This is a genomic window from Bacillus sp. S3, from assembly GCF_005154805.1.
GTDB lineage: Bacteria > Bacillota > Bacilli > Bacillales > Cytobacillaceae > Neobacillus.
Window position 1 is genome coordinate 1,104,010 of the sequence record NZ_CP039727.1, and the last position, 25,074, is coordinate 1,129,083.

General features: G+C 40.9%; 30 protein-coding genes and 1 riboswitch. Of the genes, 15 read left to right on the forward strand and 15 right to left on the reverse strand.

The annotated features are described in order from the left end of the window. Nucleotides 1-26 precede the first annotated feature (26 nt). From FAY30_RS05160 to FAY30_RS05175, 4 genes are all read left to right on the forward strand, one after another. The gene (locus FAY30_RS05160; protein ID WP_149868875.1) at nt 27-794 is read left to right on the forward strand and encodes an energy-coupling factor transporter transmembrane component T family protein; all 768 of its coding nucleotides are present in this window, start codon (nt 27-29) and stop codon (nt 792-794) included. After that, the gene (locus tag FAY30_RS05165; RefSeq protein WP_149868876.1) at nt 791-1,636 is read left to right on the forward strand and encodes an energy-coupling factor ABC transporter ATP-binding protein; all 846 of its coding nucleotides are present in this window, start codon (nt 791-793) and stop codon (nt 1,634-1,636) included. Before FAY30_RS05160 ends, FAY30_RS05165 begins: the two co-directional genes overlap by 4 nt. Continuing rightward, complete coding sequence (locus tag FAY30_RS05170) at nt 1,633-2,430, forward strand: energy-coupling factor ABC transporter ATP-binding protein (protein WP_149868877.1); 798 nt, start codon at nt 1,633-1,635, stop codon at nt 2,428-2,430. Before FAY30_RS05165 ends, FAY30_RS05170 begins: the two co-directional genes overlap by 4 nt. A gap of 181 nt (nt 2,431-2,611) precedes the next feature. Further along, nucleotides 2,612-2,833 (forward strand): hypothetical protein, encoded by a 222-nt coding sequence (locus FAY30_RS05175; RefSeq protein ID WP_149868878.1) that lies wholly within the window; start codon nt 2,612-2,614, stop codon nt 2,831-2,833. Between the two features lie 100 nt (nt 2,834-2,933). Here FAY30_RS05175 and FAY30_RS05180 read toward each other — a convergent pair whose 3' ends face one another. The 9 genes from FAY30_RS05180 to FAY30_RS27090 form a co-directional block, all read right to left on the reverse strand. Then, the gene (locus FAY30_RS05180; protein ID WP_149868879.1) at nt 2,934-3,848 is read right to left on the reverse strand and encodes a pseudouridine-5'-phosphate glycosidase; all 915 of its coding nucleotides are present in this window, start codon (nt 3,846-3,848) and stop codon (nt 2,934-2,936) included. After that, nucleotides 3,845-4,990, reverse strand: a complete 1,146-nt coding sequence (locus FAY30_RS05185) for a PfkB family carbohydrate kinase (RefSeq protein ID WP_149872606.1) — start codon at nt 4,988-4,990, stop codon at nt 3,845-3,847. Before FAY30_RS05185 ends, FAY30_RS05180 begins: the two co-directional genes overlap by 4 nt. Nucleotides 4,991-5,219: 229 nt before the next feature. After that, the gene (locus FAY30_RS05190; RefSeq protein WP_149868880.1) at nt 5,220-6,293 is read right to left on the reverse strand and encodes an ABC transporter substrate-binding protein; all 1,074 of its coding nucleotides are present in this window, start codon (nt 6,291-6,293) and stop codon (nt 5,220-5,222) included. Further along, nucleotides 6,290-7,096, reverse strand: a complete 807-nt coding sequence (locus FAY30_RS05195; protein WP_149868881.1) for an ABC transporter permease — start codon at nt 7,094-7,096, stop codon at nt 6,290-6,292. The genes FAY30_RS05190 and FAY30_RS05195 overlap by 4 nt, the downstream gene beginning before the upstream one ends. 1 nt (nt 7,097) lies before the next feature. Continuing rightward, a complete protein-coding gene (locus FAY30_RS05200; protein WP_149868882.1) occupies nt 7,098-7,901 on the reverse strand; it encodes an ABC transporter permease in 804 nt (267 codons plus the stop codon). Continuing rightward, nucleotides 7,891-9,000: an ABC transporter ATP-binding protein gene (locus FAY30_RS05205; protein WP_149868883.1), complete on the reverse strand. Its 1,110-nt coding sequence runs from the start codon at nt 8,998-9,000 to the stop codon at nt 7,891-7,893. The genes FAY30_RS05200 and FAY30_RS05205 overlap by 11 nt, the downstream gene beginning before the upstream one ends. A 175-nt stretch (nt 9,001-9,175) precedes the next feature. Next, nucleotides 9,176-9,688, reverse strand: a complete 513-nt coding sequence (locus FAY30_RS05210) for a DoxX family protein (protein WP_149868884.1) — start codon at nt 9,686-9,688, stop codon at nt 9,176-9,178. 259 nt (nt 9,689-9,947) lie between these two features. Further along, nucleotides 9,948-11,048, reverse strand: coding sequence for an ISL3 family transposase (locus FAY30_RS05215; protein WP_190284749.1), 1,101 nt, complete (start codon nt 11,046-11,048; stop codon nt 9,948-9,950). Beyond that, a complete protein-coding gene (locus tag FAY30_RS27090) occupies nt 11,038-11,517 on the reverse strand; it encodes a transposase family protein (protein ID WP_149872165.1) in 480 nt (159 codons plus the stop codon). The genes FAY30_RS05215 and FAY30_RS27090 overlap by 11 nt, the downstream gene beginning before the upstream one ends. Nucleotides 11,518-11,863: 346 nt before the next feature. On the opposite strand from FAY30_RS27090, the gene FAY30_RS05220 reads away from it, so the two are divergent. Both FAY30_RS05220 and FAY30_RS05225 read left to right on the forward strand, forming a co-directional pair. Next, nucleotides 11,864-12,571, forward strand: a complete 708-nt coding sequence (locus FAY30_RS05220) for an MBL fold metallo-hydrolase (protein ID WP_149868886.1) — start codon at nt 11,864-11,866, stop codon at nt 12,569-12,571. A 15-nt stretch (nt 12,572-12,586) separates the two neighbouring features. Next, nucleotides 12,587-13,159, forward strand: coding sequence for a TetR/AcrR family transcriptional regulator (locus FAY30_RS05225; RefSeq protein WP_149868887.1), 573 nt, complete (start codon nt 12,587-12,589; stop codon nt 13,157-13,159). A 13-nt stretch (nt 13,160-13,172) separates the two neighbouring features. Here FAY30_RS05225 and FAY30_RS05230 read toward each other — a convergent pair whose 3' ends face one another. Then, nucleotides 13,173-13,562, reverse strand: a complete 390-nt coding sequence (locus FAY30_RS05230) for a VOC family protein (RefSeq protein WP_149868888.1) — start codon at nt 13,560-13,562, stop codon at nt 13,173-13,175. Nucleotides 13,563-13,756: 194 nt separating this feature from the next. Here FAY30_RS05230 and FAY30_RS05235 point away from each other — a divergent pair, with 194 nt between their 5' ends. Then, nucleotides 13,757-14,371 (forward strand): exonuclease domain-containing protein, encoded by a 615-nt coding sequence (locus FAY30_RS05235; RefSeq protein ID WP_223820903.1) that lies wholly within the window; start codon nt 13,757-13,759, stop codon nt 14,369-14,371. An 89-nt stretch (nt 14,372-14,460) separates the two neighbouring features. Here the strand turns inward: FAY30_RS05235 and FAY30_RS05240 are convergent, their stop codons facing one another. Then, nucleotides 14,461-15,549: a citrate synthase/methylcitrate synthase gene (locus FAY30_RS05240; RefSeq protein WP_149868890.1), complete on the reverse strand. Its 1,089-nt coding sequence runs from the start codon at nt 15,547-15,549 to the stop codon at nt 14,461-14,463. A gap of 106 nt (nt 15,550-15,655) precedes the next feature. Here FAY30_RS05240 and FAY30_RS05245 point away from each other — a divergent pair, with 106 nt between their 5' ends. After that, complete coding sequence (locus FAY30_RS05245; protein ID WP_149868891.1) at nt 15,656-16,534, forward strand: LysR family transcriptional regulator; 879 nt, start codon at nt 15,656-15,658, stop codon at nt 16,532-16,534. A 93-nt stretch (nt 16,535-16,627) separates the two neighbouring features. Here the strand turns inward: FAY30_RS05245 and FAY30_RS05250 are convergent, their stop codons facing one another. Together FAY30_RS05250 and FAY30_RS05255 are read right to left on the reverse strand one after the other, a co-directional pair. Continuing rightward, entirely contained in the window at nt 16,628-17,059 is a 432-nt protein-coding gene (locus tag FAY30_RS05250) for a VOC family protein (RefSeq protein WP_149868892.1), read from the reverse strand. Nucleotides 17,060-17,251: 192 nt separating this feature from the next. Further along, on the reverse strand, nt 17,252-17,776 hold the full coding sequence (locus FAY30_RS05255; protein ID WP_149868893.1) for a DinB family protein: 525 nt from the start codon (nt 17,774-17,776) through the stop codon (nt 17,252-17,254). A gap of 160 nt (nt 17,777-17,936) precedes the next feature. Between FAY30_RS05255 and FAY30_RS05260 the strand changes: the two genes are divergently transcribed. Then, nucleotides 17,937-18,707 carry a GNAT family N-acetyltransferase gene (locus FAY30_RS05260; protein WP_190284824.1) on the forward strand — a complete coding sequence of 257 codons (771 nt, stop codon included), beginning with the start codon at nt 17,937-17,939 and terminating at the stop codon, nt 18,705-18,707. A gap of 13 nt (nt 18,708-18,720) precedes the next feature. Next, nucleotides 18,721-19,413, forward strand: coding sequence for a copper homeostasis protein CutC (locus tag FAY30_RS05265; protein WP_149868895.1), 693 nt, complete (start codon nt 18,721-18,723; stop codon nt 19,411-19,413). Nucleotides 19,414-19,622: 209 nt separating this feature from the next. Here the strand turns inward: FAY30_RS05265 and FAY30_RS05270 are convergent, their stop codons facing one another. After that, on the reverse strand, nt 19,623-20,174 hold the full coding sequence (locus FAY30_RS05270; RefSeq protein ID WP_223820904.1) for a QueT transporter family protein: 552 nt from the start codon (nt 20,172-20,174) through the stop codon (nt 19,623-19,625). A gap of 6 nt (nt 20,175-20,180) precedes the next feature. Beyond that, nucleotides 20,181-20,225, reverse strand: a riboswitch (PreQ1 riboswitch). Nucleotides 20,226-20,331: 106 nt separating this feature from the next. Continuing rightward, on the reverse strand, nt 20,332-20,703 hold the full coding sequence (locus FAY30_RS05275) for a VOC family protein (protein WP_149868896.1): 372 nt from the start codon (nt 20,701-20,703) through the stop codon (nt 20,332-20,334). 138 nt (nt 20,704-20,841) lie between these two features. Here FAY30_RS05275 and FAY30_RS05280 point away from each other — a divergent pair, with 138 nt between their 5' ends. The 5 genes from FAY30_RS05280 (at nt 20,842) to FAY30_RS05300 (ending at nt 25,042) form a co-directional block, all read left to right on the forward strand. Beyond that, nucleotides 20,842-21,330, forward strand: coding sequence for a hypothetical protein (locus FAY30_RS05280; RefSeq protein ID WP_190284825.1), 489 nt, complete (start codon nt 20,842-20,844; stop codon nt 21,328-21,330). A 115-nt stretch (nt 21,331-21,445) separates the two neighbouring features. Beyond that, nucleotides 21,446-21,841 (forward strand): VOC family protein, encoded by a 396-nt coding sequence (locus FAY30_RS05285; protein WP_149868898.1) that lies wholly within the window; start codon nt 21,446-21,448, stop codon nt 21,839-21,841. Nucleotides 21,842-21,854: 13 nt separating this feature from the next. Continuing rightward, nucleotides 21,855-22,373 carry a GNAT family N-acetyltransferase gene (locus FAY30_RS05290; protein WP_149868899.1) on the forward strand — a complete coding sequence of 173 codons (519 nt, stop codon included), beginning with the start codon at nt 21,855-21,857 and terminating at the stop codon, nt 22,371-22,373. Between the two features lie 81 nt (nt 22,374-22,454). Beyond that, entirely contained in the window at nt 22,455-23,444 is a 990-nt protein-coding gene (locus FAY30_RS05295; RefSeq protein WP_149868900.1) for a LacI family DNA-binding transcriptional regulator, read from the forward strand. Between the two features lie 194 nt (nt 23,445-23,638). Then, complete coding sequence (locus FAY30_RS05300; RefSeq protein WP_149868901.1) at nt 23,639-25,042, forward strand: sucrose-specific PTS transporter subunit IIBC; 1,404 nt, start codon at nt 23,639-23,641, stop codon at nt 25,040-25,042. The last annotated feature ends 32 nt before the right edge of the window (nt 25,043-25,074 follow it).

The window sequence follows — 25,074 nt, forward strand, 5'->3', positions numbered from 1 at the left end:
GTTAAAAAGAAAGCTGGTGAGGCTTTTTGAAATCAATTAGCTTGTATGTGGATCGGAAATCGTTCATTCATGATATCGATCCCATGACAAAACTTGTATATATTCTTTTTGCCTTATTCATTCCGATTATTCTTTCATCGTTTACTATTTCTTTTATATGCTTGGGAATCAGCCTTGCATTATTGTGTGTTGGGAAGGTGATTCGAAAAACAGTTTCCGTGTTTAGTTTTGTTTTTTTCGTGCTAATTACGGTCGTCATTATTCAAGGCCTGTTTAAACCTGAAAATGAGACCGTTCTTTTTGAAATAGGTCCGGCTGTCATGTATAAAGAAGGATTGCTATATGCCTTGACCATTACTCTCCGGGTGATGAATATTGTCAGTTCCTTTATGATCTTAGTTCTGACGACAAAACCATCCGATTTAGTTGAGATGCTTGTTCGTAAAGGTATGTCACCAAGAATCGGCTATGTGATCGTTTCTGTTTTTCAAATTATTCCGGAAATGATGTCAAGCATGGGTACAATTATGGATGCGCAGCGGGCGAGGGGCATGGAGACGGAGGGGAGTCTGTTTGTCCGAATCAAGGCTTTCGTGCCATTATTAGGACCAGTTATCCTTGGCTCGCTAATAAATACGAAAGAACGGGCGATGGCACTAGAAGTGAGGGGCTTTAATTCCAAAGCCCCGAAAACCTATTTACACGAGGAAAAAACCTACACCCATAGCAGGCTGATCCAGTCATGTATGCTGCTGCTAGCCGTTACTGCTGTTGCTTGGAGGATTTTTGCATGAAAAAAATTGTTGTGGAAGGTCTCAAATATAAATATCCATTATCCAACACACTTGCCCTTGATAATCTTTCGTTTCAAGTGGATGAAGGAGAATTTATCGGTATTATTGGAAAAAACTCAGCGGGTAAATCGACTTTGTGCCAAGCTCTTGTTGGATTGGTCCCTCATTTTTATAAAGGAGCGTATGGGGGTAAGCTTGTTGTAGACGGTCTGGAAGTGAAAAATCATGCCATTGCTGACATTGCCTTAAAGGTGGGAATGGTGTTTCAAAATCCATTTACCCAGGTGACGGGTTCGAGAATGACGGTATATGAGGAAATTGCCTTCGGGCTTGAGAATATGGGGTTACCTCGTTCCGAAATAATGAACCGGATTGATGAGGTGCTTGCCTTGTTAAACATTGAACAGGTGAAGGAGCATAATCCCTTTGATTTATCTGGCGGGCAAATGCAGCGGTTGGCTATCGCCAGTATAATTGCAATGAAACCGGACATCCTTGTTTTGGATGAACCGACCTCCCAGCTGGACCCGGCAGGCTCTGAGGAAGTTTTTAGCGCAATTCGAAACTTAAGCGGACAGGGGATAACTGTCATTCTAGCTGAACATAAAATGGAGAAGATTGCCCGGTATTGCAATCGAGTTATACTGCTAAATGACGGAAAATTAGTGGATTTCGATTCTCCTGAGAAAGTTTTTTCTAGACAGGACCTTGAGGAACAAGGGGTAACCGCACCTGTGTATACGAGAGTTTGTAAAGCTTTGGGTGTGAAGAAGGCTGCCTCGGATTTTTATCCTGTAACCTTGGAGGATGCGGAAATGGCATTAAGGGGGCGGATGGGATGATTAAGGTAACAGATCTTTCGTTTTCCTATAAAAAGGACGGTCCACGGGTTCTTTCCGGACTAAATTTAGAGTTCGACCAGCGTTCGACGGCAATTATTGGTCAAAATGGTGCCGGAAAGACGACGTTTGTGAAACTGCTGAAAGGCCTTTTAAAACCAGATAAAGGGGAAATAATGATACATGGTTTCGATGCAAACTTGAAGACCGCTGCAGAGACAGCAAGGACAATTGGTCTCGTATTTCAAAATCCAAATGACCAAATCTTTAAACGAACGGTCTTAGAAGAAGTGATGTTTGGCCCGCTGAATATTAAGATGGGGAAACATACGGCGGAGAAGCAAGCGATTAAAGCCCTGAAAATGGTCGAGCTCGAAGATAAACGGGAGATGAATCCCCATGATTTGAGTTTATCGGAAAAGAAGCTGCTTTGCATTGCCTCTGTTGTGGCAATGGATACGGACATCATTATCTTTGACGAACCGACAATTGCACAGGATCATTATGGTAAGGAACAGATCCGGCAAATCATCCAAGCCTTGAAGGAAAAAAATAAATTGGTCATGACCATTATTCATGACATGGACTTTGTCGCAGAAAATTTTGAACGGACAATTGTCTTTAACGAAGGGAAAGTCCTCCTAGATGGAGACACAAGATACGTATTCTCACAGAGAGAAACCCTAAACAAAGCCAAAGTCGAACCACCGGGCATCACCCAGCTCGCAGAAAAACTCGGCATAAAAAACACTATACTGACTATTGACGAGTTAATAAGGGTGTCAGGCACCATGTGAAAATTTCACATGGTGCCTGACACCCTTTTCTTTATTAGTAAGTTAGGAGTTGTGTTTAATGAATTTTGCCATATAATAGAGGTAGGGACTATGTTCACGAAATTGTCAAAATTACAATATAGATAACGTTTATGTAGGTTAATTTAAAATTAGATCAGTATTAATCAAGGGGGAGAAGGAAGTGTTCAGAGCGGCGATTGCGGGTGTTGTAGGGTTTATTTTGATTTTTATCGAGTCGATGATTGTCATGAAGCTAAAGGGGTTCGCGACAATAGAATTTGGCGGGATGGCCCCGTTTATTAACGTCTGGGCGATGAATTTCTTTTTTGTCTTTGCCATCCTCACCCAATTAACCAATTGGTACGCAAACAAAGAAAGCCTTAAAGAAGATAATAGCTTTTAAAAAAAAGGATGAATCAAAAGGGTCATACATCAAACCCGAATGATTCATCCTTTTTTTCTCTAGGTCAAACGCCGCTGACCAAGGCGCTTCCACTTTTCTATTATTTTAATGATTCAAAGTGTACGGCAATTTTTGCCCCAACGACCGCGTTATTTTTAACAAGTGCTATGTTGGAATCCAGGCTTTTTCCGCCTGTTAGTTCTTTGACTTTTCCTAATAGGAATGGTGTAACATTTTTGCCGGAAATATGTTGTTCCTCTGCCTCCTTCAATGCCGTTTCGATTACATCGGTAATTGTCTTTTCATCCATCGCATATTCTTCTGGAATGGGATTAGCAATAACTGCTCCACCCTTAAGTTTTAAGTCCCATTTTGCTTTTAAGGTAGCGGCTACTGTTTCCACATCATCAGCGCGGAAATTGACAGGGAACTCACTTGTTCTAGTATAGAAGGCAGGAAGGACATCTGTTTGATAGCCCATTACCGGCACCCCCTTTGTTTCAAGGTATTCCATAGTTAAGCCTAAATCTAAAATTGATTTTGCTCCGGCGCAAATAACCGCTACATTTGTTTGTGCTAATTCTTCAAGGTCAGCTGAAATGTCCATTGATGTTTCGGCACCGCGGTGAGCACCGCCGATTCCGCCGGTAACAAAGATATGAATGTCGGCCAATTCTGCACAAATCATTGTTGCCGCAACAGTTGTGGCCCCTTTTTTCTTTGTTGCCAGTAAATAGGCTAAATCACGGCGTGACGCTTTAGCAACATCAGAACTCTTTCCGAACATTTCTAGTTCTTCATCTGATAAACCGATTTTTATTTTTCCATCTAAAATGGCAATTGTTGCTGGGACCGCACCGTTATCACGTATAATTTGTTCTACCTCACGAGCTGTTTTCACATTTTGCGGATATGGCATGCCGTGAGAAATAATCGTTGATTCTAAAGCAACAACCGGTTTTCCTTGTTCTTTAGCAGCGCGTACTTCTTCGGATAATGTAATGTACTCTTTCATGATAATTCCTCCATGTCTTTTTGAAGTTGTACTGGTGATAAATCTTGGCGGACAGTATAGTTAGATTGCAACGTCTTTGAGGCATTAACCGCACCAGCTTTGGCGATCTCAGGTAAACTCTTTCCCTCAAGCCAGGAATAGATAACTGCAGACGAAAAGGCATCACCCGCTCCGGTAACGTCGACGATTTCTTTTGTTTCAATCGAAGGAATATAGAATATACCTTCTTCGTTATTTCCAATCATGGCGCCTTTTTTTCCATTGGTTATAACCACGTTTTCAATGCCAAGTGAAAGCCACTTTTCCAGTGCGTGTCTCCAAGATTCCTCAGAGTTTATTTCGCAGTTAAAATACATTTCAGACTCATCGCGGTTCGTAATTAACCATGTGATCCCTTCTAAGTTGTCAGGCAAACGGTTCATTTTTGGTGATGAAACTGGGATTAGAACGATTGGCCGCTCATGATTTTGGGCAAAATGAGATAAAAATTGCAATGTTTCCTTTGGACAATTAAGATCGGCCACGATACATTTTGCACGACTCAGTAACAAATCCTGCTTTCGGAGCAGGTCAGGTGTGATTTCCTCATATACTTCCATATCAGCAAGTGCTATGATTAACTCTCCATCGGTGTCGAGGACGGCGGTGTAAGAGCCAGTCGACATTCCTGGGATTTGAGTCACATGGTCAAGGTTCATATAAAGTATCGATGATTCCGAAATAAACGACCAATCACTGTCTGCACCGCTGGTTGTCAAAAGTGTTACATCTGTACCTAGACGCCCAAGATTTTCGGCAATGTTGCGAGCAACTCCACCCACACTTTGAGTGGATTGAATCGGATTGGAAGTACCAAACTGGGCCTTTGTTTTTACATGGAATTTTCGATCGATATTGGCCCCTCCTATACAAATAACCTGTTGAGACTCATTTAAAACGTAGGCTCTGCCAATAATATGGCCTTTTCTCGTTAAGCCGGAAATAATATTGGCAACCGATGGCCGGGATAATCCTAAGATTTCAGCAAGCTCTTGTTGTGAAATATATGGATTTTTACGAATCAAATCGAATATCGTCTTTTCCTTTTCGGTCAATTTTTCAAAATCCCTATCAGCCACATGCCCACCCCTCTCTTTAAACATATGTTTATATAATGAACTTATGTTTAAAGTATACGCTTGATAAATGAAAGCGTCAACAATTATCTTTCGTTTAGTTTTAACAATAATTTGAAATACATGAATGATATTTTTTATGAATATGTCTTGATTTCTTGGCAATGCAAAAAGCACCGCCATTTGGCAAACCAAATTGGCGGTGCTTTTTCATGTTAGTAAACTTCAGAGGAAACCCTGCAAGAGCTCTAATTCCTTATTTACGGTGCATTTTAAATTGCAAAAATAGTTCATTGTAGTAGGCTAAGTTCCTTTTACCAAGGTTTTCGTATACTTCCAGTTTCTCTGTCAGCTCTGGGGATGGATAAAAGCGCTCATCCTTAACAACCTCTTTAGGCATAAATTTCAGTGCCTGCTTATTCGGTGTGGAATAGCCAACATAGTCAGTGTTCTTGGCGGCCACCTCCGGGTCAAGCATGAAATTAATAAATGTATGGGCCGCCTCAACATTTTTTGCTGTTTTTGGAATCACCATATTATCAAACCAAAGGTTAGAACCTTCCTTTGGCACTACATAATCCAACTCTTCATTTTCTGACATAATCTCCGAAGCGTCGCCAGACCAAACCAGGCCGACAGAAGCTTCTTCATTGGCGAGCAGCATCTTGATTTCATCGCCAACGATGGCCTTAACGTTTGGGGTTAGGGTGTCGAGCTTTTCTTTTGCCTCGATTAGATGCTGTTTATTGGTGTCATTAAGTGAATAGCCTAAACTATTCAATCCCATTCCCATTACTTCGCGTGCACCATCAATTAAGAGAATTTCATTTTTTAATTCTGGGTCCCAAAGGTCATTCCAACTGGTAATTTTTTTACCATGGAGCATTTTCGGATTATAGACAATGCCCACGGTTCCCCAGAAATAGGGAATGGAATACTTATTTTCCGGATCAAATGGAAGATCCATAAACCGTTTGTCAATGTATTTTAAGTTTGGCAGTTTGGCGTGATCCAAAGGGATCAGCAAATTCTCATGCCGCATTTTATCGATCATATATTCAGAAGGCACGGCAATGTCATAAGTCGTACCTCCTTGTTCAATCTTTGTCAGCATTGCTTCATTGGAATCAAAGGTTTCATAGATCACTTTGATACCTGTTTCCTTTTCAAACTGCTTGATAAGATCTTCATCAATGTAATCTCCCCAGTTAAAAATCGTCAGCGTGTTGCCGCCTGAATAACCTTGGGACGTATTTAAACTGGATATTGCAAGTAATAGGACTGCCGATGCAAGGGCGATTACGAGAAAAAAACGAACTAGCTTGTTCATTGCTTTCGAGCCCCCATTCCATTAACTTTGTTACGCTGTGTAATAAAGTAATAAATCACCACAAGCAGCATTGTAAATAGGAATAAGAGTGCTGATAACGCGTTAATATTCAAGGAAATTCCGCGGCGTGCTAAGGAATAAATTTCAACCGATAGCGTGGAAAAACCATTGCCCGTGACAAAAAAAGTAACCGCGAAATCATCGAATGAATAGGTTAACGCCATAAAAAATCCCGCAAATATTCCTGGGTTGATAAAAGGAATAATCACCTTTGTCAGTACATTCCACCGGCTTGCACCAAGATCCCTGGCCGCATCGATTAACGTCGGACTCATCTCCATTAATTTTGGCAGTACCATTAAGACAACAATTGGAATGCTAAAAGCGATATGGGATAATAGCACCGAGTAGAAGCCAAGTTTGACTCCAGCCATTGTGAACAAAATTAAAAACGAAGCGCCAATGATGACATCAGGGCTGACGATGAGTACGTTGTTTAGCGAAAGCAGTGAATTCTTGGTTTGTCTTTTTTTCGCCTGATGAATGGCCAGAGCCCCAAGGACACCTATAATGGTAGATATGAGTGCCGATAATAAAGCAACAACCACCGTATTCAGAACGATGATCAGGAGCCGGGTATCCTGAAAAAGTTCTCTGTACCAATCGAGTGAAAAGCCTTTAAAAGCGTACATCGTTTCTCCACTGTTGAAGGAGAAGATGACAAGAAAGAAAATGGGTGCATACAGGATAAAAAAGATCACCAATAAAAATACCTTTGATAAGGGTGTAATTTTATTCTCCACGTTAGACACCTCGCTTTCTGGTATTCGTTACAATCATAATGAAAACCATGATAATAATTAAAAAGACGGCAATGGTCGATCCCATTCCCCAGTCCCGGGTTACAAGGAATTGCTGCTCAATCGCGGTTCCCAAGGTGATGACACGGTTTCCGGCAATTAATCTTGTCAGCATGAACAAGGAAAGTGCCGGGATAAAGACCACCTGACAGCCTGATTTCACTCCGTCAATCGTTAATGGAAAGATAACGCGGCGAAAGGTGGTCCATTTCGAAGCCCCTAAGTCGTTGGCCGCATCCAACAAAGTCGGATTTAATTCATTCAATGAATTAAAGATCGGTAAAATCATAAAGGGGATAAAAATATATACCGACACAAACACAAAGCTAAAATCAGTAAATAAGATTTGCTGTGCCCCAATTCCAATCATTTTTAAAAAGCTGTTCGCAGCCCCATAAGTACCAAAAATACCAAGGAAGGCATAGGCTTTTAACAATAAATTAATCCAGGACGGAACAATGATTAATAAAAGCCATAGTTGTTTATGCCTCGTTTTTGTTAATAAATAGGCTGTAGGATAAGCAATCAACAACGAAAAAGCAGTAATTAAAAAGGCATACCAAAACGAGCTTAGAGTCATCTTTAAATACACCGGTGTGAAAAACTTCTGATAATTCGCAAGTGTTGCATGTCCCTCGATATCAAAGAAGGAATAGTAAAGTACAAGAAAAATGGGTGCGACGACAAATAGAACAATCCAAAGGAAGTATGGAAGCATATACAAATTGCGTGTGTGTTTATTTTCCATTGGCATCTACATCCGTATAGGCTTCTAAGCGCCGGTCAAATTCTTCTTCCGTCTCCCCGAGCCGCATAACATGAATGGCTTCCGGATCAAAATAAAGCCCGATTTTATCGCCCACAGTAGCCTTTTTCGTTGAATGGACCAGCCATTCATTCCCGTCGTGATCATAACAGCTAATCTCATAATGAACACCGCGGAATAATTGCGAATCAACACGGACCTGAAGCTTGCCGCGATCCAATGTCGTAATTTCCAAATCCTCTGGGCGAATGACCACTTCAACCGGCTCATTTTTGTTCAGACCTTGGTCGACACACTCGAACTCCCTGCCGACAAATTCTACTCGGTAATCTTCCATCATTCTGCCGTTCACAATATTGGACTCCCCAATAAAGTCAGCAACAAAGCGGTTGATCGGTTCATCGTAAATATCTGTCGGTGTGCCGCTCTGTTGAATTTTCCCTTTATTGATGACAAAAATCTCATCAGACATTGCCAAAGCTTCCTCTTGGTCATGTGTAACGAAGATAAAGGTAATACCAAGTCGCCGCTGCAATTCACGAAGCTCATATTGCATTTCCGTCCGTAGTTTTAAATCTAAAGCGGATAATGGTTCGTCTAGAAGGATAACTTCCGGCTCATTCACAATGGCACGCGCGATAGCTACACGCTGGCGCTGACCACCGGACATTTCTCTGATTTCCCGCGTTTCATAGCCCTTTAGGTTCACAAAGCTGAGTGCTTCCTGTACCTTCCGTTCTATTTCAGCATTCTTCATTTTTTTAATCCGCAATCCAAATGCCACATTTTCAAACACATTTAAATGGGGAAAAAGGGCGTAATCTTGAAACACGGTATTGACCTGCCGTTTATTAGCAGGGACATGATTAATTTTTTTACCATTAAAAAGAATTTCTCCTTGGGAGGCCTCAGTAAATCCGGCGATTAATCGTAAGATCGTCGTCTTGCCACAGCCTGAAGGACCAAGCAGTGTATAAAATTTCCCCCGCTCAATTTCAAAACTAACGTCATTCAGAACGGGAGGGTCGTTGTCATATTGTTTTGTTACATCTATAAATTGAATAATAGCGTTGTTCTGCATAGTTACCTCCTTTAATACCTTAATCCTTATTGTTCCATTCGGGAATCATTATACAGGAAGAGCCTGAAAATTCAATTCCTCTTTCCCTTAACTATAAAAAAACTTGAGAAATAGGGAAGTCACAATAAAAAAAAGCGCCTTATACTCATGGAGAGTAAAAGGCGCTTTTCATTTGTTATGCAGTTCGTTTTAGCGTTTTGTCACCTTTAAATGCAGCTCTGCGGATGAATGGGATTACCCAGCGGTCAAGACCAAAGCGGCCAGCGTTCAATCCTGCAAAAAGAATAATCGCTCCGATGAATAGGTCTGTTGGAATATGAGATACTGTACCAGCTAAGAAGAAAGAAAAGTTCATTACAATACCGAAAAACGCTGCTGCTGTAGTTAAACATCCAAGAATAAGTCCTAATCCGATTAGAAATTCCCCAAGAGGGACAATCGTATTGAAAATATCAACGTTTGGTAAGGCAAATCCTTTAAGAAATTCAACATACCAGCCATAAACTACACTGCCATCTGGACCTTTTACCGGGTTTGCAATGACTGCTTTTAAATATCCAGAAGCGTCAAAAGCTCCGCTTGAAAGCTTCCCCCAACCAGCCGTTAACCAAGAATAACCAAGAAATAAACGAATAACTGTCAAAAGTGCTGCGGCAACTTTGTTTTCTCTTAACCAATTGACTACCATGTGAAACATCCCCTTGTTAATTAAGTTTTATATATTAAGTACACTGTTAATATATCAAATTTATCTCAAGAATAGGGTAATTTGTTCAACAGTTCACATATCTGTAAAAATGATTTGAACAATTTGTTACATGAAGGTGTGGGAAAGCTTTATTTATAGGCTGTGTTAAAGGCCATGGTTCTTACGTCTTTTTGGTGAATGTTTGTAGCCCTAAGTAAAAGTGTTACCTTCGGTAAAAAAATGTTATATTAATCAAGTTTTAACCCTGGAAACGTAAGCGATTTAACAACACCGTTATACCTGCACGTCCATACATCATCCGTTTGATATTTTTCAACTTATTTATGGTTCCTTCAGTTTTCCCGTTTGACCAAGGTAATGTTATAGCGTAATAAACAGCCTTAATGTCACCTCTGATGCCATTAAGGAAGGTTTGGAAATAAGTAAATGGTGAGTGCTTATGTTCAATCAGCCATTTTCTAAGGCCGGATGAATGTTTTTCCTCAAAAAGGCTCCTAAAGGATTGAATGAATTCGCTAATTTCCATTAACGATGGGAACGTTTTTAGAAGGTTGGGATGCAAGGATTTAAATGCTTTCTTATGGTTCTGTACGTCCTTATCCCAAAGGATCCGGATGATTGCCTGTTGAAGATTCAGTGTCTGTGGCTTTTTATTTCGGATATCCCGGCGTTCGTCCGCAATCATGTAATTTAGTGTGTTGCGATGTCCACCAAACCCTGCTTTCCTGCACGCAGCCTCTATCTTATCACCCTTTGATCCATCTGCGATCATGTTACGGATAAGGGGAAGATATCGGTCATATAAAGAAGTTCGTTTAAGGGACGGTTTCGATGTCGTAGCTAAATCCTTATAAACGGTATTACGGGAAATACCTAGCTGCTTTGCGATCGCTGTGATGCTCTTGCCTTCTTTCTGAAGGCGCCGGGCATTTTGAATTCTCTTCCAAACGTTTTCTTCGTGTTCCACCAAAGGCTGGAGCCGTTTTGGTAAAGGGCGTGATGAACTGCATTGTTGGACATTTGAGTCTTGACCAGTCGGTTTCCATCTTGGCGGCACAATAGACTTAATCGTCTTCTTAACTGCGTCAAAAAGATGCTGGAGGATATGCCAACGATCACCAACTTGCTTGATTTTTGGTGACGCTTCCTCTGCCGCATTTTTATATGCATGGGCACGATCTCTTGTAATCAGTTGAATTTCAGGATGTTTGATGAGCCAGCTCCTTACTGACTCTTTGTCTCGGTTTGGTAAAAAATCAAGGATATCACCTGTTTGTAGGTCTATGAAGATCGTGCCATACCGTTTTCTTTTCTTAAAAGCAAAATCATCAATGCCCACGAAAGGGACACTCCCTTGGCTGAACCGGTTCTTCCTTTTTAATCCGGTACAGAATGGCATCATGGCTTATCGAAATGCGCATTTTTCGGCAGATTTTTTCAGCGGCCAGGCAATTATTAGTGAATCCCACATGACGAATCAGGTTTTCCAGCCTGTTTGTTTTTCTGGCGGAAGGGCTTAACCAGTTCAAACGTTCGGTGAATACTTTAACCTTACAGTCTTTGTTACCACAAAACCATTTGTGCAATAGAACGGTTATATGAACCGAATGACCTGAGACCGGAAGGTCATCGACTTTCCTAGCATATTGGCTGTGCTGTCGAGACGATACATGTTTGCATTCTGGGCATTGTGCATGTTTTGAACATATCTTTAACACGGCATACATTGCATCCGGTTCCATTATGGTATAAAGGACTTCAACGTTTTGGTCGAACTTGAAAAGTTCATTGAAGTTTGAAATGACCATTGTAACCACCGCCCTTTGAGTATTAGTATTGCTATACCCGAAAAGCAGTAAAAAATGCTTTCACCATGTTTGCGTAAGAACCAAGGCCATTGTTGATTTTTTAAAACTGTTGATTGGAGCGGAAGGCACAGAGACTCCTGCGGGAGTAAGGGGCAGGGGAGACCCCGCAGGAGCGAAGCGACGAGGAGGCTCCCCGTCACGCCCGCGGAAAGCGAAGTGCCTGGAGCAGAAATCAACAGCCAAGTTTAACACAGCTTTTTTATAAAAAATGGAAATATATATTGATTTAACTAATATTGTTAGTTAAAATAAAACTAATGATATTAGTTAAAGGGAGAGGGTCAGAATGAGAGTGATCAAAACTGGTTATTTATACCAAGTGACTTTTATGGCGAATGTTTTTCCTGTCAACTGTTACTTGGTGGAGGAAGAGGAGGGAGTAACATTAATTGATGCCGCCTTAGGCTTTTGTGCGAAGGGGATACTGAAGGCTGCAGAAACGATTGGAAAACCAATTACAAAAATTGTTTTGACACATGCTCACGAGGATCATGTTGGTGCACTTGATTCAATAAAAGTGGTGTTTCCGGAGGTGCCAGTTTATATTTCAACCCGTGATCACAGATTAATGAATGACGATCGTTCCCTCGATACCCATGAGGAGCAAACACCAATCAAAGGCGGTGTGCCGAAAAAATTAAAAACGCGCGCCAATGTATTATTGAAGGAAGGCGATCTTGTTGGTTCATTAACCGCGATTGAAACGCCGGGGCACACACCGGGATCCATGTCATTTTTGGATTTGCGAACAAAGGCATTGATAGCGGGGGATGCCTTTCAAACAAGAGGAGGAATCGCTGTGGCAGGTGATTTAAAACCGCTGTTTCCATTTCCGTCATTTGGCACATGGAGTAAAAAGACGGCGCTTGCCAGCGCAAAGAAGCTAGTGAGCTATGAACCTCAGCTTCTGGCAGTGGGGCATGGGGAAATGGTGGAGCATCCCGTGAGAGTGATGGAACAAGCCATTGGAAATCTAGAACGGAAAATAGGATAGGGGAGAGTTAAGAGTATGTCACCAAGACCCAAAATAGGCCTTGATCTACACACGATAGTAGAGGCAGCAGGGGATATTGCCGATCAACATGGAATGCATGAGGTTACTTTGGCGAACCTGGCTAAGCAATTGGGGATTCGCCCCCCTTCATTATATAACCATTTCGACGGGCTTCCCGGGTTGAGAAAGAAATTGGCCATTTACGGAATCGACCGCTTATACGAAGTTATGGCAGATGCCGCAATTGGGGTTTCAGGCACCGAAGCAGTGCTTTCAATCAGTAAAGCATATGTCCAATTTGCCCGTAAACACCCTGGATTGTATGAGGCAACGATGCTTGCTCCTTACCAGGAGGACGCAGATGTTCAGCAAGCCGGAGCAAAAATTGTCGACCTTTCCATCCGGGTCCTTCAGGCCTATCATTTGGAAGGAGACCTTGCTCTTCACGCCGTTAGAGGATTACGCAGTATTTTACATGGATTTTCCACATTAGAACAAAAGGGCGGTTTTAAAATGGCCCTGGATTTGGATGAGAGCCTTACAATCATTCTTAAGGCATTTCTCGCCGGAATCGGCGAAGCTGCATAGTCTGATAAATGATTTATATATCTTTTTTGTCTACATTTAGTTCAATTAGATTCCCATCAGGATCAGCACAAAAGATCTGCGCAAAGCCGCTGGCACTTTCGGGCTTTTCTAAAACTGCTACACCATTTTGTTTAAGCCAGCTAAGGGTCTCATCGTAAGATTTTACTCTTAACGCAAAATGTCCTTCACGGCTGCTAATGGACTTTTCTTGACGGATTGTCTGAGAGGTCGGGAGGACAATAAGGTGGATTTGCTGGCCTCCTACTTCATACCAAGCACCTGCAAAATCAAAGGCAGGCCGGGGAAGTTCTTTCAAACATAGAATATTGCTATAAAAATTTTTGGCCTGTTCTAAATCGGTTACAGTTAGACTAACATGATGAAGCCCGTGGTACTGAATCATAGTAATCATCTCCAGTGCAAATGAACTTTTTAATTTGATAACTACATCATAACATAGGGCCGATAAGGATAAAAAAAGAAGGATTTTTAAAAAATTATTTTCTAAAGCTGTCAGGATCCAATTAGGGACATTTTGGAGATGTCATGATTAGAAAAGCTTTGTTATAATAGGGGAAAACATAGAATTAAGGAATGATGATTGTGCGGAACTCGGAAAAATTTGGTTTGGTTTTGGACGTAGAAACAACTGGATTAGGGCCAACAAAAGATGAAGTAATCGAACTGGCATTAAAGTTATTTACTTATAGGGATGACTCTGGTGAAATTATTGACATTGTGGAGGAAGACTCCTTTTTACGTGAGCCGCTTTCCAGCACAGCACGGAACAACTATGATCAAGCGTACCGAGTACATGGAATCCCTTACGATCTAGTTAGAGGGAAAAGCTTTTATGATGGAAAAATAAAGACCTATTTCCATCGTGCGGATGCCGTATTTGCCCATAATGCATCCTTTGACCGCAGCTTTCTCTTCCACATGTACCCTGAAGTTAACGATTTAAAATGGTATTGCACGATGAGAGGGGTCCCATGGAAAAATTACGGTTTTCCAAACGGGAAACTATTGACCCTGCTGCAAGCTCATAACATTACCAATTACCAAACACATAGAGCCCTTGATGATATTACATACCTAATGGAACTTCTAAAGAAAACAAACCCGAACGGGAGCTACTACCTTCAAGAAGTACTAGAAAAAGGTCCAATGAGAAAATATCAGCCAGCCGCAACCCGGACAAAAATGGGCTAAAAACTACCCCAACGCGAAAACACTGCGTTGGGGTTAGTAATGGTGCCTGACACCATTATCACTCTTTACACCATGAATACTCTATTAATTTATTTGAAGGTTCCGATATATTTTGCTTGGGGGCGGTAGATGGTGTTGTTTTCTGCTTGTTCTAGGACATGGGCCGTCCAGCCTACTATTCTGCTGGCAGTGAAGGTAGGGGTGAATAGTTCTGTGTCCATATTGATTGCTTTCATGATGGCGGCTGCGTAAAATTCTACGTTTGTATAAAGTGATCGACCGGGTTTAAGTTCCGCTAATATTTTTACGGCTGTATCCTCAACGGTCATTGCTAGGTCAAGCCACTCATCCTCTCCTGCTAACTTCAATAATTTTGTCTTTAAAGCCATTGCCCGGGGGTCATGGGTTTTATAAACCCGATGTCCAAACCCCATTAATTTCTCTCCCTGCAAAATCTTCTCTCTGATCACCGCTTCAGCATCTCCAACAAGAGCAATCTCATCCATCAGCTCAATGACTCCTGAAGGGGCACCGCCATGAAGCGGACCTTTCATTGTTCCGACTGCAGAGGTAATAGCCGAAACCATATCTGACTCAGATGAAGCTGTAACCCTAGCCGAAAAGGTAGAAGCGTTCATTCCATGTTCAAGTGTAAGAATCATATATGCTTCAAGGGCTTCGATATGGGCGGCTATTGGTACCTTTCCATTAAGCATAAACAAATAGTTTTCGACATGGTCTAAATCATGCCGAGGAGGGCAGAAGTTGTTACCATCTAATTGACATTTTCGGTAGCCGATAACTGTAGGAACTAAGGCGGTTAATCTGATAGCCTGTGAGACTTTAGGTTTCCAGCCATATTCACCATTTCCCCCTTCTGCCGAAAGAGCAGTTCTAATTACACTCATTAAATCCATATTTAGTGGGAGCCGGTCAATTATTTCTTTTACGCATACAGGCAATTCGCGATTTGCTTTCAGTTGTTCTTTAAGCAATGCAAGCTGTGAAGCATCGGGGTAGTAACCAAACCAGAGAAGATATGCCGCTTCTTCAAAAGAATACCCTTCAGCAATATCACGAATTCCAAATCCACGATAAAACAACTCGCCATTTTCCCCATCTATATGACTAATCGATGTTTCCGTAGCAACAATCCCTTTCAAGCCTTTTTGAATCATAAAATCGCCCCTTTCCTTAATTAGTATTATTTTATAAAATAAATACAATTAACAATATTGAATATTATTAAAGTGATTGATTACTATTTTTAATAAGGAGAAAATTATGGAATTTCAGTGGCTTCAAACCTTCGTTACTGCCGCAGAATGTGGGAATTTTCGCAGAACTGCTGAATTATTATATATTTCACAGCCTTCAGTAACGGTTCATATAAAACAGCTGGAAAAAGGGCTGGGCATCGAATTGTTCCACCGTGAAGGGAAAAAAATCAAACTGACAGAAGAGGGAAAACGATATTTGGGTCACGCGAAGAGATTGCTTGAAGTTTATCAACATGGTCTCGAGGATATGAATTCCTTCAGTCAAGGCTATACAAGAAATTTAATCCTTGGAATCTCACCGCTAATTGCGGATACCATCCTGCCATACGTTCTAAAAAGCTATACCAACCGGCATCCAGAAGTAGAGATTTCAGTCAAAATCATTGAATCCGTTGATATTGAGCGGGCAGTACTAAAGGAAGAGGTCGATCTCGGGCTTTCGTGCTTAAACAGCAGCCATCCCCATTTGGTCTGTGAGCTTTTATCAACGGATAAGGTCATCTTGGTTGCACCTCATGATGGGCGGGATTCGGAATCAGCACCGCCATTAGATGAGGAAGAAGTGTTAACAACCAATTATGTAATCACCCACAATCATCCCGGTTACTGGGACCTTCTTTGCAGAATAGTAAAAAATAAATATCCAAGTGTTCGAATGATGAAAGTGTCGCAGGTTCATATCACGAAAAGGTTTATTGTCGAGGGGCTTGGGGTATCGTTCTTGCCGACCTCGACTGTCAGAAGAGAATTATTAGAAGGAAGACTGCTAGAGGTAGAATGTCACTCCATCCAATTGCCTGAAGCTAACACGTACGCCATCATGAAATATGATCATTCAAAGCAATTGGAATTTCTAAAATTTATTTCGAATTATAGATTGTAGGTTTGCTGCTGTCTCCTATATACCTTGCAAAAAGAAAATCGGCCCTGTCTCAAAGGCTGAAGACAGAGCCGTATAAAATTTACTATTTACTAATTAAACTTCGTGTCGGCCTTCTGTGAACACTTGGAAGGTAACACCGAATTTATCTATCACAGAACCATAGGCAGGGCTGAAGAAGGTTTCTTGCAATGGCATTTCTACATGACCGCCATCTTGCAAGGCATTAAAAAATGTACGAGCCTTTTCAGCGTCGTCAGTTGTGAGACAGATGGTCACTTGAGAACCAATTTGATGCGGCTGTCCTGGAAACGTATCAGAAAACATTAACTCTGTCTCACCCACTTTAATTGTCGCATGGCTTACACGGTCTTTTGCTTCTGCTGGAAGAGGGAATTCCGGATTTTCCGGCATTTCGCCAAAAGTTTGACTAAAAAGAACCTGTGCATCCAATGCACGTTGATAAAACTCAATCGCTTCCTTTGCATTACCGTCCATCACTAAATAGGGAATCAATCTTACTGTCATAAATAATCGCTCCTCGTCTCCTAAGAATAATTACATGCTTTAATCGATAGTCCGAAGACAGGCATCTCGCTGGCACAAATCAATAAAAGCAGCCACATCCTAGTATTACCGATAAATTAATTATAAAACAAAGAACGCATGTTCGCAATGATAAAATTGGTGTCAGGCACCATTTGCACTACTGCCACGGTATTATTTCAGGCCTGGCAGGTATCTTTCGCGTATGATGTTGGTATGGTGGATGGCGTGGCCGGCGATGATGTAGGCGATGGCGCGGGTGGTGATTTCTGTGCCGTTGGCAATGCCTGTTCTGTTCCATGCTTCAGCCGCCATGGTTTGGATTAGTGTGATGGTGGCATGTCGTACTGCTGTAAAGTCTTCAAGGATCGTTTTATTTGATATCTGGTCAAACTGAGACCCGTTAATATAATCGTTTTCGTTAAAACCGGCTAAGGGGGTCTGGTCCCCGCGTCCAACGCGAAGCAGGCGGTAGCTCATGATTCTCTCGGTATCCGTCATATGGCCAAGAACCTCTTTTACGCTCCATTTGCCGGAAGCATAACGGAATTTTCCATTTTCCTCTGAAATTCTGTCGAAAAGATTCGTCATCTCCGCCAAATTTTCTTTTAAAATTTCTAAAAGATCACCCTCTGAAACAAGTTTTACATAAGAAACATAATACTCAGGATATTCACTTTCTAATGGACGATGCAGCATATTGTTCTCTCCCTTCGAATGTAGCGGTATCTTATTACCTATTAATCCTAACATAGTAATCTAAATATTCGAAAGTATTGATCTAATAATCTTTGTAAGTGTTTCATCTTCTTCATTTTTATTAAAACCATACTCATGGTAAGCTGTATGAGGAAAGGTAGTGGGAAATATGCCTGACTTATTATGGGTAGAAAGTTTAATAGGGAAAAACTTTAAAATCTTAAATGGCTTTCCTTCCTATATAATGATTGAGCAAAAAGAAAAAACAGCCGGCGTCATTTCAGAGGAGGATCTCCAAAGCTTACTTGAATTTTTTTCCCATTGGGGATTGAAGAGATTAGTAGTGTCTTTAGATAAGTCGACAGCGGAATTTGAATACCTCACGGAACTATTCCTAAATAATGGGTTTGAACATTTTTCCTCAAGAGTAGAGGTTTATAGGGATTTAACCAATCTGGATGAACAGAAAAGAATGTTTAACTGGTCTTCTTTAGCTGACCATTGTTTTTCACAAACGGATTTTAAACAACTATTGGCGAGGTGTATAACAGGTTCTGCCAATAAAGCTTCATCCTTAACAATGGATGAATATCTGATGTCTTTGGAGAGCGAGTTAGGGAAGGGATGGGAGCAGTCTTGCCGTATATATTATTTGCAAGATACTCCGCTGGGAATTTCCATCCCACATATCGAGCCTGGTACAATAGACGAGGGAAGATTGTTTTATTTTGGCCTATTGCCGGAAATGAGGGGAAAACGCCTCAGCAATGATCTGCATCTTCAATCATTATGGGCTTTAAAGGAAATGGGAGCTACTTTCTACATTGGGAGTACGGATATCGCAAATAAGAAAATGCTAAGAGTGTTTGAGAACAATGGCTGCAAAGTAAAGTCGGAAACGGAATCGTATAATAAATATTTTTCTAAGTAAGAGAGGTTTTAAAATGAGCAAAGTAGAAATTATTGTCTTAAATGATGAAGATGCCAAAACGGCGGAAGCCTATGGTGCAGACCGTCTTGAACTAGTTTCCGCCATGACAGAAGGCGGGCTGACGCCCAGTTACGGAATCATAAAAACAGTTGTCCAAAGCGTGAAAATTCCTGTGATGGTCATGGTTCGGCCCCATAGCTTTTCGTTTATGTACCGTAAGGATGAATGGGGAGCGATTCGCCAGGATATTCAAGCGGTGAAGCAATTGGGTGCCGCGGGAATAGTCTTTGGTGCCTTAACTGAGAAGCAATCAATTGATTTTGACATGCTTGCCATGGTGGTAGAAGAAGCAAAAGGTTTATCGGTAACGTTCCATCGCGCGATTGATGAAACGAATCCTATTGTTACTTATCAATCCCTTTGCCAATCTCCTTACCATGTTGACCGAATTCTTACCTCAGGAGCTAAACCGACAGCAAAAGAAGGCCTTGATTCATTAAAAAAGATGATAGAGGAATCGAAAAAATCCGCAAACTATCCAGCCATCATGCCGGGATCAGGTTTATCTACTGAAAACATCCAATCCATTCACGGACAACTCCAAGCTGCTGAATACCATTTTGGCTCAGCGGTTAGAATTGGCGGAGATTTTCGCAATCGTATCAACGGAGACGAAATTCAAAAAATCAATAGAATGGTGAACTAGAAAAGCAAAAAGAGCTGTTGCTTTATTTAACACAAGCAGCAGCTCTTTCTATTTATTGTCCAGCTCCAGGCACCACCGGCTAGAGTCCTTCGCTCTCCGTCCTACGATAAGTCAAGCACGAATGCGCCGCTGGCTCTTCGTGTTTCCTTTATCTCAGTTGGAGAGTTCCAGGCCATACGCCGATAGACAGGCGCCTTCCGCTTTCCTTTTTAAATCATTTTATCAAAACGAACACGTTTATTAATCATGTACATAACTGGCATACCAATGGCCATCACGACAAATTCACCAACTGCTGTTGTCAGCCACGTGAACATGAATGGCAGATCAAACGCCAAGTGGAGTTCAAGGGCAATCAAGAACATCGTGAACGTGAATACAAGAGTATTGACAATCATCCTCGCCCACAACCCTTTGATAAAACGTGCGCATGCAATCGTGATTAACAAGGCAATCACTGATTGACCGACACCGAAAATCAGGTCATAGGCTTTCATTGGTGAAAAGAACAAATTCGTTAAAAATACACCAAGAACGATTCCATAAATGTACTTTTTGTTAAAAACAATGAGGTGATTGAACATCTCCGATACACGGAATTGGACTTGAGTAAATCCAAATGGCTGGATCAAGGCCGAAACTGCAATGTACAATGCAGCAATAATCCCACCCGTGACAATTCCCTGCACTTTGCCTGCACGGACAGTTCCAGCAGAATTGGCCCCAATTGGCTGTGCCAATGTGTTAGTTGTTTTCTCCATATTCATTTCTCCTTAGTTTTTTTACGTGGGAGGTTCTCGAACCACGTTAAAATATATTACTTGCAAACTAATATATTAATATAAAAGAAATCACCAGTCAATGACACTATTTTGGAAAAATAAAGGATACCGCTCTAAAACGGTATCCCTTTCATCTTTAAGTATGTACTTCACTCATTAACGCATGAATATTGTCTTCAGGGTCTTTGAAAAACGCCATCCAAGTCTCGGTTTGTCCGATTTTTGCAACGACATGCGGTTCACCAATAAAAGAAATCCCTTTTTCAATAAAATCCTGGTAAGCGGCTTTAATATCATCGACCTGAAAATATATCACCGAACTTGGATGCGCAAATTGTTCCTTCTCCGGCAAACTCAGAAGAAGTCGGAGCCCATTGCATTCAAAAAATGCCATTGTTTCAGTATGAAACAGCAGTGGAAGCGCCAATACCTCCTTATAAAATGTTACAGCTCTTTCAATATTCTTCACAGGCACTCCAATTTGTCCAATACCTTGAATTGTTGTCATTAGAATTTCCCCCATCGCAATGTCATTACAATCTATTACATTTTATGCTAAATTAACTTACTTTTCAAAAAATAATAGGTAAATTAATATTATTTTTCTTCTTGGGCATACTAAAAGAAAAAAAGGAATGGCTGATAGATGAAGTATAATAAAATGTTCTTGATTGCTTTGATCATAGTCCCCTGGCTGTCCTTACCCATGTTAGGGAAAAAATCGTTCCGGCGGTTTTATCCGGGTGCACTATTTGTGTGTATCTGGGTTACAGTTGAGAGTTTGTTGGCAAAAAAACGGGGGTGGTGGCGATTTTATGAGAAACTAATTCCAAACTTTATGGGTGAAATTCCTTTTATCGTTGGGCCATTTTTCATCGGCTCCATATGGATATTAAAATTTACCTTTGGAAATTTTTTCCGTTTCCTAATACTAAACTCGGTTATTGACTATTTGTTTGTTCACCCAGGAATGGTCATTCTCAGAAAGATGGGGATTGTTTCTTTGTTCAGAATGAAGCATTATCAGATGGGAATATTATTTTTGGGCAAATCGATTCTGATGTACGGTTTTCAAACCATTATTGAAAAAATACGGAAAAAGCCAAAAACGATTATAGAAAAAATCTTTTCATAAATGCAACTCCGCCACAAGCTGGGTGATCCCTACCACTTGTGTTTTTTTTTGATTACCTGATAACGGTAAAATGTTACAATCAGGATAGAAGGTCGTGAGAAAAGGGGAAACCGGTATGCTGCACCATCTTGAAATCTATGTATCTGATTTAACGAAATCGGGCGAATTTTGGAACTGGTTTTTAACGGAATTAGGCTACGAGCCATATCAGAAGTGGGAGTCGGGTACCAGCTGGAAATGCGGCGAAACGTATATCGTATTTGTACAGGCGGAAGAACGATTTCTCGATATTCCTTACCATCGGTCAAGAGTCGGTTTAAATCATTTGGCCTTCCATGCACGATCCATAGAACAGGTCGATCAACTGACAGAACAATTACGGGAAAAAGGGATAACAATTCTATATCAGGATAAACATCCATATGCCGGAGGAGGATCACACTATGCTGTTTATTTTGAAGATCCGGATCGAATTAAAGTAGAGGTAGTAGCACCTGGCAATAATATATAAAGGGGAAAGAGATATGGGAGAAGAACAAATTTCATTGGCAACCGCGGCAGATTTAATAAGGGTTGATCAGCTTTTCCAAGATTGTAAAGAGGCACTGCAGCAACAGGAAATCTATCAATGGGATGATGAGTATCCGAATAAAGAGTATTTTGCACATACGATTAACGAAAAGGAACTGTTTATTTTACATAATGAAACGACAATACTCGGAGCAATGGTACTAAACGAATGGCAGATTGATGAATGGGACGAGGTCAACTGGACGAATAAGGCAGGTACCTATTTGATCCTTCATTCCTTTTGCACACATCCATCTGTTCAAGGAAAAGGATATGGGGGGGACATGCTCCAATTTGCCGAAAATATGGCTAAGGAACAGGGGTATGATGGAATACGGCTCGATGCTTATTCCGGAAACAAAGGATCATTAGGCTTTTATGAAAAAAGAGGTTACAAAAAGACGGGGGAAGTAAACTTTAAGTCAAAACCTGCCGGGCATGGGACGTATTTCTGTTATGAAAAACTATTTTAACCTGTGCTAAAAAACCTTTCATTTTTCCAACACTTGTGTAAAATAATTGTAGACCAGTAAGGGATGCAGGAGGAACTATTCATGGTAACGATTAATGAGATTGCCGAAAGGGCGAAAGTTTCCCGGACAACCGTTTCAAGGGTATTGAATAGTTCCGGTTATGTAAGTGAAGAAGCAAAAAAAAGAGTATTAAAGGTAATTGAGGAAACGGGTTATGTTCCGAGTGAAAATGCAAAATCGCTGCGTACAAAAAAGACAAAGGTCATTGGCGTGGTCCTGCCTAAAATCAGTACAGAAACATCTAGCCGACTTGTGAAGGGAATGGATGAAATTCTTGCCAAAGAAGGATATCAAATTCTCTTAACAAATACAAACCTTGAACCAGATAAGGAAATTGAATATTTACGGCTATTGAAAAGCCGGCATGCTGATGGAATTATTTTGTCAGCAACGAATGTTAACTCCCCGCTTTTGGAGGAAATTTTTCAATTAAAAATCCCTTTTGTCACGGTAGGACAGTATATGACCGGCCTGGCAAATGTCATTTTTGATGATTATCAAGCAACAAAAGATCTAGTGAATTACTTCATACAAAAAGGGCATCATCGCATTGCTTTCATCGGAGTTGACGAGAAGGATAGAGCTGTAGGGTATTTACGGAAAAAGGGCTATGAAGATGCAATGAAGGAAAATCGCTTAGTAGTTGAGGAGAATTGGGTTCAAAAAGGGGTTTTTAATGTAGAATCAGGGTTCGAATGTATGAAGTCTATTATGGATACTTCCACTATTTTGCCAACAGCTGTTTTAGCTGTAACAGACAGGCTCGCGATCGGTGCGATGCAGTACGCAAAAGAAACTGGTTTAACAATCCCAGCCGATTTAGCGATTGCAGGCATGGGGGCTTCAGAATTATCCAAGTTTATCAGCCCCTCCTTAACAACGATTGATTTTTCCATTGAAGAGGCCGGACGTGAAGCAGCTGCATTAATCCTGAAAAAAATTAATGGAGAACATTCCCATGAAATAATTAAGACAATAAATCATAGACTTATTGAACGTGAGAGTATATAATAAATGTGTAATCGATTTCATGTGATATTTCCTAGGTTACACTTTATTTTTTTACTTTTGTGGAATCGATTCCACAAAAACAGATGAATATATTTCTTCGTTGGTTCCAAAATATGAAGGCCACTGCTCTTATTTTTTTTATTAATGTGTAATCGATTCCATATACACAAACTAAATTATTTGAGGTGAATAAAATGTCTGAAAACAAAATAATAGCAGAAGAAGTCATCGAAGCTGTCGGGGGTAAAGACAACATTCAATCGGTTGCCCACTGCGCGACCCGGCTTCGAATAATGGTAAATGATAAAGAAAAAATCAACCAAGTAAAGGTTGAAAACATAAATAAAGTGAAGGGTGCTTTTTTTAACTCTGGCCAATACCAAATCATTTTTGGAACTGGAACAGTAAATAAAATTTATGAAGAGGTTACCCACCTTGGCCTTGATACTTTATCAGCCTCTGACCAGAAAAAAGAAGCAGTCAAAAGCGGCTCAAGGTTCCAAAGAGCCATTCGTACATTTGGAGATGTATTTGTTCCAATTATTCCAGTCTTGGTTGCAACGGGATTATTTATGGGACTTCGCGGTTTAGTGATGCAGGAACAAGTTTTGGCGTTATTTGGGATGAAGCCGGAAGATATTTCGCAAAACTTTATTCTTTTTACACAAGTATTAACAGATACGGCTTTTATATTCCTGCCAGCCCTTGTTGCCTGGTCAACGTTTAGAGTGTTCGGCGGAACGCCAATCATTGGTTTGGTCTTAGGCTTAATGCTTGTCTCACCTGCCTTGCCAAATGCCTGGGGGGTGGCTGGCGGTGACGTGAAGCCGCTTTATTTTCTAGACTTTATTCCTGTCGTTGGGTACCAAGGTTCCGTCTTGCCAGCTTTTATTGCGGGGATTATTGGTGCAAAACTTGAAAGACTCATAAGAAAACGTGTGCCGGAAGCATTAGACTTAATTGTTACACCATTTCTGACGCTTTTACTTATGATTACACTCTCCTTGTTAGTGATTGGACCAGTTTTTCATATTGTGGAGCAAAATATTTTAGATGTAGCAACGACTGTCCTTTCATGGCCATTTGGTATCAGTGGTATCTTAATTGGCGGACTTAACCAGGTCATTGTTATTACTGGTGTTCACCATATTTTCAACATGCTGGAAATTCAGCTATTATCCCAATTCCACAATAACCCATACAATGCCATTGTTACCTGTGCGGTGGCTGCTCAAGGCGGTGCAGCACTTGCAGTTGGCTTAAAGACAAAGTCAAAGAAGTTAAAAGCACTTGCGCTGCCTTCAGCCTTTTCAGCATTTTTAGGTATTACCGAACCGGCAATTTTTGGGGTGAACTTACGCTACGGCAAACCATTCATTATGGCATTAATTGGCGGCGCTGCCGGCGGATTTTTAGCATCGATTTTTGGCCTTAAAGCAACTGGGATGGCAGTTACGGTTATTCCTGGGACCCTGCTCTATTTAAACGGACAGATCCTGTTGTACATCCTTGTCAATATAGTTGCGATTGCGGTTGCGTTCATTTTAACCTGGATGTTCGGGTTCTCCGATAAAGTGAAGCAGGAAATTGAACGATAATTTTTTTAAAAAAAGGCAAGACTTATCTTGCC

What these genes read in the sequence shown, in the direction of transcription:
- FAY30_RS05165 (WP_149868876.1), top strand. Translation starts at nt 791, where the DNA reads ATGAAAAAAATTGTTGTGGAAGGTCTCAAATATAAATATCCATTATCC.
- FAY30_RS05170 (WP_149868877.1), top strand. Translation starts at nt 1,633, where the DNA reads ATGATTAAGGTAACAGATCTTTCGTTTTCCTATAAAAAGGACGGTCCA.
- FAY30_RS05180 (WP_149868879.1), bottom strand. Translation starts at nt 3,848, where the DNA reads ATGAAAGAGTACATTACATTATCCGAAGAAGTACGCGCTGCTAAAGAA.
- FAY30_RS05185 (WP_149872606.1), bottom strand. Translation starts at nt 4,990, where the DNA reads ATGTTTAAAGAGAGGGGTGGGCATGTGGCTGATAGGGATTTTGAAAAA.
- FAY30_RS05190 (WP_149868880.1), bottom strand. Translation starts at nt 6,293, where the DNA reads ATGAACAAGCTAGTTCGTTTTTTTCTCGTAATCGCCCTTGCATCGGCA.
- FAY30_RS05200 (WP_149868882.1), bottom strand. Translation starts at nt 7,901, where the DNA reads ATGGAAAATAAACACACACGCAATTTGTATATGCTTCCATACTTCCTT.
- FAY30_RS05205 (WP_149868883.1), bottom strand. Translation starts at nt 9,000, where the DNA reads ATGCAGAACAACGCTATTATTCAATTTATAGATGTAACAAAACAATAT.
- FAY30_RS05210 (WP_149868884.1), bottom strand. Translation starts at nt 9,688, where the DNA reads ATGGTAGTCAATTGGTTAAGAGAAAACAAAGTTGCCGCAGCACTTTTG.
- FAY30_RS27090 (WP_149872165.1), bottom strand. Translation starts at nt 11,517, where the DNA reads ATGGTCATTTCAAACTTCAATGAACTTTTCAAGTTCGACCAAAACGTT.
- FAY30_RS05220 (WP_149868886.1), top strand. Translation starts at nt 11,864, where the DNA reads ATGAGAGTGATCAAAACTGGTTATTTATACCAAGTGACTTTTATGGCG.
- FAY30_RS05225 (WP_149868887.1), top strand. Translation starts at nt 12,587, where the DNA reads ATGTCACCAAGACCCAAAATAGGCCTTGATCTACACACGATAGTAGAG.
- FAY30_RS05230 (WP_149868888.1), bottom strand. Translation starts at nt 13,562, where the DNA reads ATGATTCAGTACCACGGGCTTCATCATGTTAGTCTAACTGTAACCGAT.
- FAY30_RS05235 (WP_223820903.1), top strand. Translation starts at nt 13,757, where the DNA reads ATGATTGTGCGGAACTCGGAAAAATTTGGTTTGGTTTTGGACGTAGAA.
- FAY30_RS05240 (WP_149868890.1), bottom strand. Translation starts at nt 15,549, where the DNA reads ATGATTCAAAAAGGCTTGAAAGGGATTGTTGCTACGGAAACATCGATT.
- FAY30_RS05245 (WP_149868891.1), top strand. Translation starts at nt 15,656, where the DNA reads ATGGAATTTCAGTGGCTTCAAACCTTCGTTACTGCCGCAGAATGTGGG.
- FAY30_RS05250 (WP_149868892.1), bottom strand. Translation starts at nt 17,059, where the DNA reads ATGACAGTAAGATTGATTCCCTATTTAGTGATGGACGGTAATGCAAAG.
- FAY30_RS05255 (WP_149868893.1), bottom strand. Translation starts at nt 17,776, where the DNA reads ATGCTGCATCGTCCATTAGAAAGTGAATATCCTGAGTATTATGTTTCT.
- FAY30_RS05265 (WP_149868895.1), top strand. Translation starts at nt 18,721, where the DNA reads ATGAGCAAAGTAGAAATTATTGTCTTAAATGATGAAGATGCCAAAACG.
- FAY30_RS05270 (WP_223820904.1), bottom strand. Translation starts at nt 20,174, where the DNA reads ATGGAGAAAACAACTAACACATTGGCACAGCCAATTGGGGCCAATTCT.
- FAY30_RS05275 (WP_149868896.1), bottom strand. Translation starts at nt 20,703, where the DNA reads ATGACAACAATTCAAGGTATTGGACAAATTGGAGTGCCTGTGAAGAAT.
- FAY30_RS05280 (WP_190284825.1), top strand. Translation starts at nt 20,842, where the DNA reads ATGAAGTATAATAAAATGTTCTTGATTGCTTTGATCATAGTCCCCTGG.
- FAY30_RS05285 (WP_149868898.1), top strand. Translation starts at nt 21,446, where the DNA reads ATGCTGCACCATCTTGAAATCTATGTATCTGATTTAACGAAATCGGGC.
- FAY30_RS05290 (WP_149868899.1), top strand. Translation starts at nt 21,855, where the DNA reads ATGGGAGAAGAACAAATTTCATTGGCAACCGCGGCAGATTTAATAAGG.
- FAY30_RS05295 (WP_149868900.1), top strand. Translation starts at nt 22,455, where the DNA reads ATGGTAACGATTAATGAGATTGCCGAAAGGGCGAAAGTTTCCCGGACA.
- FAY30_RS05300 (WP_149868901.1), top strand. Translation starts at nt 23,639, where the DNA reads ATGTCTGAAAACAAAATAATAGCAGAAGAAGTCATCGAAGCTGTCGGG.